Genomic DNA, 13,294 nt, shown 5'->3' on the forward strand with positions numbered 1-13,294 from the left:
AGCAAAATAAGCGATAAAAGGTTTTTGGAGGCTATAAAAAATGCTAGAGCACTTGAAGCGGTGTGTTTGATAAATGAAAATCTAAATATTACAATCGCTAAAGATGCTATATAAGCTTGCGAAAAGTTTTTAAGTTTATTTTATAAAGAATTTTTTGATGATAAATATAAGGCTCCAAAATCTTTTTATCGAATTGCATTGATTAGAATAAGGGAAACTCTCGAGTCAGATATAGCTGCTGCAAAAAAAGCTGTAATATTGCAAGATTAAAGAGTTATTAAAGTCTATACTAAATGGTAAAAATGCAGAAGAGGCGCTTAAAAGTTCCAATTTTTCCAAAGTACTTTTTGGTAAAAAACCAGCTATGCAAAATCAACTTTATTGTCCAATGAATAATATAGAACTTATATTTTTAGTAGAATATGCGTAAGATAAAGAAGATTATCTTATCGCTAAAGTAGCCTAGATTGTATTAATTTAATATATCTTAACTCACTTGAAAGTGCTTTTATGTACAGAGAAAGATTTGACGGGATAGAATCTTGGGATGTTTCGCATATTAAAAATTTCCCTAATTGTTTTTATCATTGTGAAAATATGAATATTGATTTAAGCAAATGGGATGTAGGAAAAGGTCAAGAATTTATCTCTATGTTTGAACATGCGAGATATTTTAATCAAAATTTAAATAAATGGGATATGAGTAAAGCGAAAAATATTAATAAAATGTTTTATTGTGCTTTTACATTATAATGGCGATATAAGTACTTGGAATGTAAGCAAAGTAATTTCTATGGAAGAAACTTTTCGAAAAGCTATTTGTTTTGATCAATGTTTGGATAATTGGGAGCTTGCAAATTTAAAAGAATGTAAAAATGCGTTTTTAGGATGTCCTTTAAAGTATAATCCACCAAAGTGGTATAAAACGAAAACAAAACAATAAACAATATTGATTTATAAGATATTTAATAGGAAATTAAAGAATTAATTTCCTAGTTTTTTATTGAGGTGAATTAAATTTATATCTTATTTTGCAATAATATTGCGGGTTTATTAAAATTATTTCTTTATTTAAACTTAAATTAAGTAAATATTAAGATTATTTTTTATACAATCACATTTTAAATTTTTGGCAAAGGTAAAAAATATGACAAAGATAACAAAGCCAAACGAAGTAAAGCGAGAATGGATTGTTTTAGACGCAGAAGGAAAAAGATTTGGTCGTCTTTTAACCGAAGTAGCGACAATTTTAAGAGGTAAAAATAAACCTTGTTTTACACCTAATGTTGATTGTGGAGATTATGTAATCATTATCAATGCATCAAAAGCTGTATTTACAGGTGCTAATAAGGCTGAAGATAAGCTTTATCATAGACATTCTGGATATTTTGGAAGTGTAAAAAGTGAAAAATTTGGAGATTTACTTCAAAAAAATCCTGCTAAATTATATAAATTAGCAGTTAGAGGTATGCTTCCTAAAACAAATTTGGGTAGAGCAATGCTTAAAAAACTAAAAATATATGCTGGCAGTGAGCATCCACATACAGCACAAATTGCTAAAGAAGGAAAATAATATGGCAACAACATATGCAACAGGTAAAAGAAAAACCGCTATTGCAAAAGTTTGGGTAAAACCAGGTAGTGGTAAAATCAGCGTTAATGGTGTTGATTTAAATACTTGGCTTGGCGGACATGAAGCTATTAAGCTTAAAGTGGTTCAACCTTTACTTGCGACTAAGCAAGAAACTTCTATGGATATTAAAGCGACTACTCTAGGTGGTGGTTATAGCGCACAAGCTGAAGCTTTAAGACATGGTATTGCAAGAGCTTTAGCGGCTATGGATGCAGATTTTAGAGCCTTATTAAAACCAAAAGGACTTCTAACAAGAGATAGCAGAACTGTAGAACGTAAAAAATACGGTCGTCGCAAAGCAAGAAGAAGCCCACAATTTTCTAAACGTTAATCTTTACAGCGAGATTTTTCTCGCTGCTTATTTTTATACTTTAATTATTTCTCTCTTTTTCTATTTTTATGTTATAATCTTTACATTTAAAATTTATTATCAATTGAAGGATTTTTTATGAAAAGGTTATTATTGGGTTTAGGTTTAGTAAGTACTTTATTTGGTGCCGATCAAAATATTAAATTTGAAGTGACTCCAACTTTCAATTATAATTATTTTGAAGGTAATTTGGATATGAAAAATCGTTATGCTCCTGGAATTCGACTCGGCTATCATTTTGATAATTTTTGGCTAGATCAAGTGGAATTAGGTTTTGAGTATTATTCTAATGTAAAATATGCTAATACTCATGAAACTACAGATATATCTAGAACTTATTTAAATGCGATCAAAGGATTTGATTTAAATAAAAGATTTTATTTTTATGGTCTAGCTGGAGGTGGTTATGAGAATTTTTCTAATGCTGCCTATGATAATAAAAGTGGCGGATTTGGACAATATGGAGCAGGAATTAAATTTAGTTTAAGTGATTCTTTAGCTTTAAGACTTGAAACAAGGGATCAAATTAATTTTAATGATGCTAATCATAATTGGGTTACAACCTTAGGTATTAGTTTTGGTTTTGGTGGAGAAAAAAAACAAAGTGTAAAAAATGAATCCAAAACTAGACAAATTGAAGAAAATACACAAGCAGAAACATATGTACTTGATGAAAGTGGCAAACAAAAAGTAATTTCCTTAGAGGGGCATTTTGGGTTTAATAAAACTAATATCAATCCAGTTTTTAGCCAAAAAATTAAGAAAATTGCTAAAATCCTAGATGAAAATAAAAATTATAATACTATACTCGAAGGACATACTGATAATATAGGTTCAAAAGCTTACAATAAAAAACTTTCACAAAAACGTGCGCAAAGTGTTGCTAAAGAGCTTGAAAAATATGGAGTTGATAAAAATCGTATTAAGACCATAGGATATGGTGAAGAGCACCCAAGATCTAGTAATGCAACTAAAGAAGGAAGAGCTGATAATAGAAGAGTAGAGGCTAAATTTATACTCAAGCAAAAACAATGAAATATACTATTTTATTTGATTTAGATGGCACTTTGATAGATTCTACAAATGCCATCTTAAATTCATTCAAGGATGCCTTAAGATTTCTTAATTTGGATGTAAAAGAAGATGAAAAAATTAAAGATCTTATAGGCCATCCGTTAAAAAATATGTTTGCGATGCTCTATCCTCATTGTTTTAATTTGATCGATGAATTTGCTAAAATTTATCGTGAATGTTATTCTAAAATTTATTTAGAACAAACAACTTTACTTCCAAAAGCTGATCAAGCTTTACATCTTGCTTATGATTTTGCTGATTTGGGTATAGTGACAACTAAGGGTGGAACTTTTACTCCTATTCTGCTTGAATCTTTAGGAATTAAAAAATTTTTTAAAACTTTAATTACTCTTGATGATGTTAAAAATCCAAAGCCAGATGCAGAACCTATACTTTTAGCATTGGACAAATTAAACAAAACTCAAGAAAATGCTTATATGATTGGCGATACTATTTTGGATGTACAAGCATCTTTAGCGGCTAATATCACTCCTATCGCTTTAAGTTGTGGTTATGGCGATGAGAATGAATTAAAGAGGTATTCTCAAATTTTTTCAAATGCGTACGAAGCAATTTGCCATATACTAAATATTAAACAAATTTGAAGTTTTTGTTAAACACCTTTTAAGAGAATTCGTAGTATAGTCTTGCTGATAAAAAATATTGATTAAGGAAGGTCTTAATGAGTAAAGTAATGAAAACTATGGATGGAAATGAAGCTGCTGCTTACGCAGCGTATGCTTTTACAGAGGTAGCTGGTATTTACCCTATCACTCCAAGTTCCCCTATGGCAGACTATACCGATATATGGGCTGCTGCAGGAAAGAAAAATTTATTTGGAGTGCCTGTAAAAATTGTAGAAATGCAAAGTGAAGCAGGTGCGGCAGGTAGTGTTCACGGATCGTTACAAGCAGGTGCTTTGACAACAACTTATACTGCATCTCAAGGTTTATTATTGAAAATTCCAAATATGTATAAAATTGCAGGACAACTTTTACCTTGTGTTATACACGTTGCAGCACGTTCTTTAGCATCTCAAGCTTTATCGATTTTTGGGGATCATCAAGATATTTATGCAGCAAGACAAATTGGTTTTGCGATGCTTTGTTCTCATTCTGTTCAAGAAACTATGGATTTAGCCGGAGTAGCGCATTTAGCTGCGATTAAAGGTAGAGTTCCATTTTTACATTTCTTTGATGGTTTTAGAACAAGTCATGAAATTCAAAAAGTCGAAGTGATGGATTATGAACATTTTGATAGATTGTTAGATAGAAAAGCTCTACTTGAATTTAGAAATGGTGCTTTAAATCCAGAGCATCCAAAAACACGCGGAACAGCGCAAAATGATGACATATATTTCCAAACTAGAGAATTAGCAAATCGTTTTTATGATGCTTTGCCAGATGTTGTTAATGAATATATGCAAGAAATTTCAAAAATTACTGGTAGAGAATATAAACCATTTACTTATTATGGACACAAAGAGCCAGATCGCATTATTATTGCTATGGGTTCTGTAACTCAAGCTCTTGAAGAAGTTGTGGATTATTTAAATGCGAAAGGTGAAAAAGTTGGTGTTTTCAAAGTTTATCTTTATAGACCATTTAGCTTAAAATATTTCTTTGATGTAATGCCAAAATCAGTTAAAAAAATCGCAGTGCTTGATAGAACTAAAGAGCCAGGTAGCTTAGGAGAACCACTTTATCTTGATGTAAAATCAGCTTTCTATGGAAGAGAAAATGCACCAATTATTGTAGGTGGAAGATACGGACTTTCTTCTAAAGATGTCGATCCTGCACAAATGATCGCTGTATTTGAAAATTTAAAACTTGATAACCCTAAAAATGGTTTCACAGTAGGTATTGTCGATGATGTAACTCATACATCTTTACCAACCGGTGAAAAAATTTCTCTTGGAGACGAAAGTACAATAGAATGTTTATTCTATGGTTTAGGTGCCGATGGAACAGTAGGCGCTAATAAAAACTCTATTAAAATTATCGGGGATAAAACTGATTTTTATGCACAAGCTTATTTTGCGTATGATTCTAAAAAATCAGGGGGTTATACAAGAAGTCATTTGCGTTTCTCTAAAAAACCAATTCGCTCAACCTATCTTGTATCAACACCTCACTTCATAGCCTGTTCAGTAGCAGCCTATCTCGAACTTTATGATGTATTAGCAGGAATTAGAAAAGGTGGAACTTTCCTTTTAAATAGTATTTGGAGTGCTGAAGAAACTATCAGACAAATTCCTGATTCTGTTAAAAAGACTTTAGCGGAGAAAGAAATTAATTTCTACATCATCAATGCAACAAAATTAGCACGTGATATAGGACTTGGTAATCGTACAAATACTATTATGCAATCAGCATTCTTTAAACTTGCAAAAATCATTCCTTATGAAGATGCGCAAAAATATATGAAAGAATTTGCTTATAAATCTTATAGCAAAAAAGGCGATGCTATTGTAGAAATGAATTACAAAGCTATTGATGTAGGTGCAGATGGACTTGTAAAAGTAGAAGTAGATCCTAGCTGGAAAAATCTAGAAATCAAAGAAAAAGAACAAACTAATGCTTACAAAGGTACTGAATTTGTTGAAAAAATCGTTAAACCTATGAATGCCGCTAAAGGTGACGATTTACCTGTTTCAGCGTTTTTAGGTCACGAAGATGGAAGTTTTGAACACGGTACTACCGAGTATGAAAAACGTGGTGTGGGTGTTATGGTTCCAAGATGGATTGAGGCAAATTGTATCCAATGTAATCAATGTGCTTCTGTATGCCCACATGCGGTTATTAGACCATTCTTAATTAATGATGAAGAAATGGCGAAAGCTCCACGTGGAGTGAAAGAACACGCTTTAGAGGCTAAAGGAACTAAAGGTGAAAAACTAAGCTTTAAAATTCAAGTTTCTCCTCTTGATTGTACAGGTTGCGAGCTTTGTGTTCATGAGTGCCCAACTAAAGAAAAATCATTAGTTATGGTTCCACTTCAAGAAGAAATGGATTTTGGAGAGCAAGAAAATGCTGATTATTTATTTAAAGAAATCACTTACAAAGATGAAATTTTAAATAAAGAAAGCACAAAAGGCGCACAATTTGCACAGCCATTGTTTGAATTCCATGGTGCATGCCCAGGTTGTGGTGAAACTCCTTATATTACCTTGATCACAAGATTATTCGGGGAAAGAATGATCATTGCTAATGCAACAGGTTGTAGCTCAATTTATGGTGCTTCAGCTCCTTCTACTCCTTATAGAAAAAGTGTTAAAAATGGACATGGTCCTGCTTGGGGTAACTCTTTATTTGAAGACAATGCAGAATTTGGTTTAGGGATGAAGGTTGCTACTGAAAATACAAGACACCGCATTGAAGCCATTATGAATGAAAATATGCAGCAAGTGCCTAATGCTTTAGCAGCGCTTTTTAAAGATTGGATTGCAAATAAAAATGATAGTACTGCTTCAGTTGAAATTAGAAATAAATTAGTTCCAATTTTAGAGCAAAATAAAGATATTAAAGCAGTTCAAGAAATTCTAGATTTAAAACAATATTTAAGCAAAAAATCTCATTGGATCTTCGGTGGTGACGGTTGGGCTTATGATATTGGATATGGTGGCCTTGATCATGTTTTAGCAAGTGGTGAGAATGTAAATATCTTAGTACTTGATACTGAAGTTTATTCTAATACTGGAGGTCAAAGCTCTAAATCATCTCGTACTGGTGCCGTAGCACAATTTGCTGCTGCAGGTAAGCCTATTCAGAAAAAAGATTTAGGTCAAATTGCAATGACTTATGGTTATATTTATGTAGCTCAAGTTAATTCTGCTGCAAATTATAGTCATTTGGTTAAAGCACTGGTTGCAGCTGAAGCTTATGATGGTCCTTCTTTGGTTATTTGTTATTCTCCTTGTATAGCACATGGTATCAAAGGTGGTCTTGGTTATTCTGGGGAGCAAAGTGAGCTTGCTACAAAATGCGGTTATTGGCCACTTTATACTTTTGATCCTCGTTTAGAAGAGCAAGGAAAAAATCCATTAACCTTAGCTGGTAAAGAGCCTGAATGGGATCTTTATGAAAGCTTTTTAATGAATGAAGTTCGTTACAATGCTTTGAAAAAATCAAACCCAGATCATGCAAAAGAATTGTTTGAAAGAAACAAAAAAGATGCGCAACGTCGTTATAGACAATTAAAACGTATTGCTATGGCTGATTTTAGTAACGAGTTAGAAAACTAAAATTTGCAATGCAAAGATTTTTTTGTGCCATTTGTTTGTTTTTTACTTTTTTAATGGCACAAGATGATTTTGAAGAATATTTCAGATCTTTAAATTCTAAATGCGATGTAGATCTTGAAAATCTTCAAAATCCTTTCTTAAATCCTACCCTTGAGAAAATCAAAAAACTTAATATAGCAGCTATCATGCTAGATCAAGTAAAAATCAATAACCATTGGTATAAAAAAGGTGATAGAATTGACGGTGCTTTGATTGTTGAAGTCAATAAAAAAGATATAGTATTACAATACGATAATTTAAATTTTAAAATCAATTTTAAAACCAATGCTAAGATTAATATTTATTAAGATCTTATTTTTTACTCAAATTCTTTATGCTTTAGATTGCCAAAAACGTTTATTTGATATCAATATCCATGAAAATACAAGTTTGGAAGAAAGTCTTAGAGAACTTGCAAATTATTGTTCATTTAGTATTATCGTAAAAGATAAGATCGCTAAAGAAAAATTAAAAACCATTCAAAATGATATTAATATACATCAAATGAGTTTAGATGAGATTTTTAATCTTTTTATCAAAGAGCATGATTTATTTTATGAATTTAACGGCAAGGTTTTGAAAATTTCAGCCTTAAAAACAAAGATTTTTAAAATAAGTTATATCACTTCAGTTAGAGAAGGTCAAAGTATCACTAAAGCTTCAGTGGATGCAAAACCAAGGCAAAGTGAATTTAAAACTTCATCTGAAGATAATGAAGATAATATGATTAAAAGCATGGAAAAATTTGATTTTTGGCAAAATATAGAAAAAGAAATCACTATGTTGCTTAATTCTTCTCATGAAAGCTATGAAATAAAAGCACCCATAGTCAATTCAAATGCTGGAATTATAATAGTTACAGGCACTCATTCTCAACTAGAACGCGTTAGAGAATACTTGCAAAAACTTGAAAATCGTTTAAAAAAGCAAGTGATTATTGATGTTAGTATTATCGCTGTAAATTTAAATAAAAGCCATTCTAGCGGCATCAATTGGCAAAATTTTAATTTGGATTTTAATTTCAAAACAAAAAGTGGTGAAAATTCTTTTATTCATTTTCAAAATGGACAAGGTTTTGTGAAAAATTTAGGTTTTAGGGCAAATTTAAATTTTGATTCTATTATCAACTTTCTTTCTCAAAATGGAAAAACTTATGTGCTTTCTAATCCTAAACTCATGGCTTTAAATAATCAGCAAGCTATTATTTCAGTTGGAGATACGATCAATTATCAAGTTAAAGAAAGTTCCAAAGGAACAGAAAACGGAACAACGGTGAGTGAAAGTTATAGTAATTATTCTATTTTTATAGGAATTTTGCTTAATATTTTACCAGAAATTTCTGATGATGGCAAAATAATGCTTAGAATCAACCCAAGTTTAAGCGATTTTAAATATCCAGAAGATAAGAAAAGGCAAAAAGAGCCACGCACTATTGCTCCAGATACGATCCAAAAAAAGCTATCAAGCGTTGTTCAGGTTGAAAACAATCAAACTCTTATTTTGGGTGGGCTTATTTCAAGAAATAATGGTGAAAATAAGCATTCTGTTAATTTTTTGTCTAATATCCCTTTAATAGGAGCTTTATTTAAATCTGATGAGGAGATATCGGATGTGACAGAAATTGTTTTTATCATAACACCTACCATAGTTGATAATGCTAATTTTCCAAGTCTTAGGGAGTTAGGATTTAAACATTATGAATAAAATTGTGGATTTAAGGGAAGAAATTTTTTCAAAGATAAATGAGAGTTTAAAGCATAAAACCTTGATTTTAATTTGTGGTTTGAGCGGGAGTGGCAAAAGTGTTTTACTGCAAAGATTAGCAAAATATCATGACATTGATTATATCGATGAAATTTTTTCAGATGAGAAAGAATTTAAAGACATCGTTAAAAAAAGAAAAAAGGATGTTTTGATACTCGATGAAGTGGGTATGTATGAGGAAAAAATATTAGAACTTATTCGAATTTATAGTGATCAAATGAGTTTTATATTGAGTTCTCATAAAAAAATAGATCTTTTTGAAAAAGATTATTTTAAAAGTCGTTTCGAGGCAATTTTTTGGCTTGAAAAGCTTAATATTAAAGAGCTTCATCAATATATTCAATTAAAATTCAATATTGATTTTTCTCATAAAGCAATGAAAATAATAATGAAATTTTACAAAGGAAATTTAAGATATGTTGATAAAATGCTTAAAAGTTTTTGCGAACTCAATCTTTATTTTAAAAACACAAAAAGTCAAGATTATGTACTAAAACTTTGTGCTTTAGAGAATGGATTTTTAAAATGAATTTGCAAGAAAGAGTGCGTGATCTTGAAAGTGCCTATAAAAAATATTTGCTGAAAAAATTTTTTAAAAATTTATTTTATCTTCTTTTTATCGGTTTGCTAATTGGCATTATTTTTTTCATTGTGCAAAATCATTATAAACAAAAATCAATATCTTTAGAAGCTTTAAATTATAAAAAAGAGTTGGAGCAAAACATCATAAAAGCTAAGATCTTGCAGGAAAAAAATAAAATAATAAGAGAAAAACTCATACAAGAAAATAATCATACCATCTCTAAGATACAAATTGATTCTAAAGTATTTAATATTGCTAAATTAAAAAATAATTTTTATAAAAATCCTAGCTATGAAAAGGCTTTAATTTTATCTCGTGAGTATCATAAGATGAAAGATTATAATAAATCTATTTTTTGGGCGTTAAAAGCTAATGACATAGATAAAAAAGCTGAGGATTCTTGGTTGATATTTGCTAAGGCTAAAATAGCCTTAGGTCATAAAGATGAAGCTAAAAAAGCTTTAGATGCTTATTTAGATTCTTATGGATTTATTGAATTTGATAAAGAGTTAAAGAATGATTGATCAAAATTTATTTGAGGATTATTTAAATCAAAAAATAAATCTTGATCAAATTTATCAAAATTTTAACATACAAAGTAAAGATTTTTTAAAGAAATTAGCCTCTTTTTTAAATATGAAATTTATTGAGTTAAATGAATTTGATGAAAAATTTTGTGAAAATTTTCCTTTTAATATACTTTTAAAATTTCAAGTTTTGCCGATAAAAAATGAGAATATTTTATATGTAGTCAGTGCAAAACCTTGTTCTTTGGAGCTTTTAGAACAAATAAAAATTTTTACAAATATTGAAAAAATAGAAATTGCATTTGCTGATGAGTTTAAAATTTTAAAATTTTTAAACATTCTTCGTATTAAAGATGAGTTGAAAAAATTAAGCATCAAACTTAAACTTGAATGGCAAGAGGGCGTAAAAGAAAACCAAACTTGTATCAGTCAAATTTTTTATTTTATACTTGAAGAAGCGCTTAAAATAAATACGAGTGACATTCATATAGAATCTAGGATCAATGATGCTTTGATAAGATTTAGAGTGGATGGTATTTTAAAGAAATTTGTTGATCTTGAAAAAGATATTTATGAAGCTTTGATTTTTCATATTAAATTTTTAGCTCATTTAAATGTAGCAGAATCAAGGAAGGCTCAAGATGGTAGTTTTGAGCTTAAATTTAAAGAAGAAAAATATGATTTTAGAATTTCATCTTTGCCTTTATCAAACGGTGAGAGTGTGGTTATAAGGATTTTAAAGCACAATAAAGAAATTTTAGAGCTTGAAAAGTTAAATTTAGGAAAGAAAAATATTGAGATTTTAAAAAAAGCTTTAAAATCTCCTCATGGGATGATTTTACTTACAGGTCCAACAGGAAGTGGTAAAAGTACTACTTTATACGCTTGTTTAAATGCATTAAAGAGTATAGAAAAGAAAATCATCACGGCAGAAGATCCTATAGAATATAAAATGCCTTTAATTCAGCAAATTTTACTCAATCCTAAAGCAGGATTTGAATTTAATAATGCTTTAAGGGCGATTTTAAGGCAAGATCCCGATATTATTATGATAGGCGAGATTAGAGATGAAGAAAGCCTTGATATAGCTTTAAAAGCTTCTTTAACCGGACATTTGCTTTTAAGCACTTTGCATACAAACGATGCGCTTTCTACGATAGATAGACTTTTAGATATGAAAGCAAAACCTTATTTAATCGCTTCTGCACTTAGTTTAATTATCGCACAACGTTTAGTCAGAAAGCTTTGTCCAAGATGCAAACAAAAAAGCACTAAATACAAGCAATTTCAAGGAAATTTTTTTGAGGTTAGGGGTTGTGAGTATTGTCATCAAAGTGGATTTATAGGTAGAGAATTGGTTGGTGAGTGTTTAAGGGTGGATGATGAAATTTCTCAAGCTATTAGAGAAAACAAAAGCAAGAGTGAAATTTTGGCACTTGCGAAAAATAAAGGCTTTCAAAGCATGTTTGAGCAGGGTTTGCAAAAAGCAAGAGAAGGTATTACGAGTATAGATGAGCTTTTAAGGGTTTTAAATGAAACTTTATGAGCTTGAAATCATTAAGGCACAAAAAAAGTATAAAAAACTCATCAGAGCTGAAAATTTAAACACTGCACAAGCTAAAGCTTTGGATAAAAATTGGAAAATTATCAGTATTAAAGAAAAACAAAATAGCCATTTAAAAAAAATAAATAGTGAATATTTCATACTCTTTTTTAAAGAATTAGCCTTGCTTTGCGAAGCTGGATTAAGCATACAAGAAGCCTTTAAAGAGCTTGTAAAAATTCATTCTTTTAAAGGTATAAGCAAAGTTCTTGATAATTTGCTTTTAGGGCAAAATTTAAATCTTGCTTTTGAAAACGCTAATTTTGGGTTAAATTATGCAGAATTAGCCCTAATAAAAGCAGCACAAAACACTGGAAAATTGAGTGAAAATTTTTTGCAAATTGCTACGCTTAGAGAAAAAAGCTTAGAAAATAAAAAGAGATTTAAAAAAGCCATGAGATATCCTTTGTTTGTTTTTGTTAGTGTTTGCGTGGCTTTTATTTTTTTGATGCTTTATGTGATACCTAATTTTAAAGATTTATTTGAAAATTTAAATATCAACTTGCCTTTAATAACTACCATCATGCTTCAAATTTATGATTTTTTACAAAATTATATCGCGATACTTGCTTTTTTATTAGTGTTTGTTTTTATCTTTGTTTATTTTATGTATAAAAAATCTTATTTTTTTGCTTATATTTGCGATTTTATCTTTTTAAAAATACCTTTATTTTCAAATTTCATTATTTATAGTCAAAATTATTATTTTTTTATGGTTTTTTCTTTACTTTTAAAAAATGGAATTTCACTTTCTAAGGCTTTTAATTTAGCGATTTTGGGACTTGAAAATAAGCTAATTATTTTAAAATATAAAAAACTTTTATCTTTTATGGATTCTGGACTTGAAATTACTCATGCTTTTAAGAAAATAGATGTGTTTGATCCTTTGGTGCTTTCTATGTTAAATATTGCGATGAAAAGTTCTAAACTTGAATTTTTAACTGAGGAAATTTCAAAATATTATGAAAACAAAATGCAAAATCTTATGGATAGATTTTTAGTTTTACTTGAACCTTTAATGACTTTATTTGTGGCAATACTTGTTTTATTGCTAGCCCTTGGTATTTTTCTGCCTATATGGGAACTTAGCTCTGGAGTGAATTTATAATTTATTAATATTTTTTATTTTTATAAATATTATATTATTTTTTATTTTTTTTTTTTTTGATATAATCCGATTTTTTATTATTTGAAATGATTTAACACTAAGGTAAAACAACAATGAAAAATGATAAAACAGTTGGCGTAGTCATACCAATATATAATGTACAAGATTATTTAAAAGAATGTTTAGACAGTGTTATCAATCAAACTTATAAAAATTTACAAGTTGTTTTAGTCAATGATGGTAGCACTGATGAAAATTCATTAAACATTGCTAAAGAATACACTTTAAAAGATGAAAGATTTATTTTATTTGATAAAAAGAATGGAGGAATTTCTTCAGCAAGAAATTTA

14 protein-coding genes are annotated in these 13,294 nt (G+C 29.5%); all 14 read left to right on the plus strand.

Annotation, left to right across the window (positions count from 1 at the left end; translation table 11 throughout):
- Window positions 1-480: 480 nt before the first annotated feature.
- Window positions 481-753, plus strand: a complete 273-nt coding sequence (locus tag H2280_RS07370; RefSeq protein WP_337216120.1) for a BspA family leucine-rich repeat surface protein — start codon at window positions 481-483, stop codon at window positions 751-753.
- Window positions 737-943: a BspA family leucine-rich repeat surface protein gene (locus H2280_RS07375; protein WP_337216112.1), complete on the plus strand. Its 207-nt coding sequence runs from the start codon at window positions 737-739 to the stop codon at window positions 941-943. Before H2280_RS07370 ends, H2280_RS07375 begins: the two co-directional genes overlap by 17 nt.
- A 204-nt stretch (window positions 944-1,147) precedes the next feature.
- Window positions 1,148-1,573, plus strand: a complete 426-nt coding sequence (rplM, locus tag H2280_RS07380) for a 50S ribosomal protein L13 (protein ID WP_137621578.1) — start codon at window positions 1,148-1,150, stop codon at window positions 1,571-1,573.
- A gap of 1 nt (window position 1,574) precedes the next feature.
- Complete coding sequence (gene rpsI, locus H2280_RS07385; protein WP_137620190.1) at window positions 1,575-1,964, plus strand: 30S ribosomal protein S9; 390 nt, start codon at window positions 1,575-1,577, stop codon at window positions 1,962-1,964.
- Window positions 1,965-2,081: 117 nt separating this feature from the next.
- Entirely contained in the window at window positions 2,082-3,038 is a 957-nt protein-coding gene (locus H2280_RS07390; RefSeq protein WP_137623034.1) for an OmpA family protein, read from the plus strand.
- Window positions 3,035-3,682: an HAD family hydrolase gene (locus H2280_RS07395; protein ID WP_337216113.1), complete on the plus strand. Its 648-nt coding sequence runs from the start codon at window positions 3,035-3,037 to the stop codon at window positions 3,680-3,682. The genes H2280_RS07390 and H2280_RS07395 overlap by 4 nt, the downstream gene beginning before the upstream one ends.
- 77 nt (window positions 3,683-3,759) lie before the next feature.
- Window positions 3,760-7,320, plus strand: coding sequence for a pyruvate:ferredoxin (flavodoxin) oxidoreductase (gene nifJ / locus H2280_RS07400; protein WP_137623032.1), 3,561 nt, complete (start codon window positions 3,760-3,762; stop codon window positions 7,318-7,320).
- A gap of 8 nt (window positions 7,321-7,328) precedes the next feature.
- On the plus strand, window positions 7,329-7,667 hold the full coding sequence (locus H2280_RS07405) for a transformation system protein (protein ID WP_407920013.1): 339 nt from the start codon (window positions 7,329-7,331) through the stop codon (window positions 7,665-7,667).
- Window positions 7,645-9,063 carry a pilus (MSHA type) biogenesis protein MshL gene (gene mshL, locus H2280_RS07410; RefSeq protein WP_337216114.1) on the plus strand — a complete coding sequence of 473 codons (1,419 nt, stop codon included), beginning with the start codon at window positions 7,645-7,647 and terminating at the stop codon, window positions 9,061-9,063. Before H2280_RS07405 ends, mshL begins: the two co-directional genes overlap by 23 nt.
- Window positions 9,056-9,652 (plus strand): ATP-binding protein, encoded by a 597-nt coding sequence (locus H2280_RS07415; protein ID WP_337216115.1) that lies wholly within the window; start codon window positions 9,056-9,058, stop codon window positions 9,650-9,652. The genes mshL and H2280_RS07415 overlap by 8 nt, the downstream gene beginning before the upstream one ends.
- Window positions 9,649-10,230 carry a transformation system protein gene (locus H2280_RS07420; RefSeq protein ID WP_337216116.1) on the plus strand — a complete coding sequence of 194 codons (582 nt, stop codon included), beginning with the start codon at window positions 9,649-9,651 and terminating at the stop codon, window positions 10,228-10,230. Before H2280_RS07415 ends, H2280_RS07420 begins: the two co-directional genes overlap by 4 nt.
- Window positions 10,223-11,779, plus strand: coding sequence for a GspE/PulE family protein (locus H2280_RS07425; protein ID WP_337216117.1), 1,557 nt, complete (start codon window positions 10,223-10,225; stop codon window positions 11,777-11,779). Before H2280_RS07420 ends, H2280_RS07425 begins: the two co-directional genes overlap by 8 nt.
- Window positions 11,766-12,944, plus strand: a complete 1,179-nt coding sequence (locus tag H2280_RS07430) for a type II secretion system F family protein (RefSeq protein WP_337216118.1) — start codon at window positions 11,766-11,768, stop codon at window positions 12,942-12,944. The genes H2280_RS07425 and H2280_RS07430 overlap by 14 nt, the downstream gene beginning before the upstream one ends.
- 113 nt (window positions 12,945-13,057) lie before the next feature.
- A partial coding sequence (locus H2280_RS07435; RefSeq protein WP_337216119.1) for a glycosyltransferase family 2 protein occupies window positions 13,058-13,294 on the plus strand: 237 nt, incomplete at its 3' end.

This window comes from Campylobacter sp. 2457A (genome assembly GCF_020135895.1).
Lineage (GTDB): Bacteria > Campylobacterota > Campylobacteria > Campylobacterales > Campylobacteraceae > Campylobacter_D > Campylobacter_D taeniopygiae.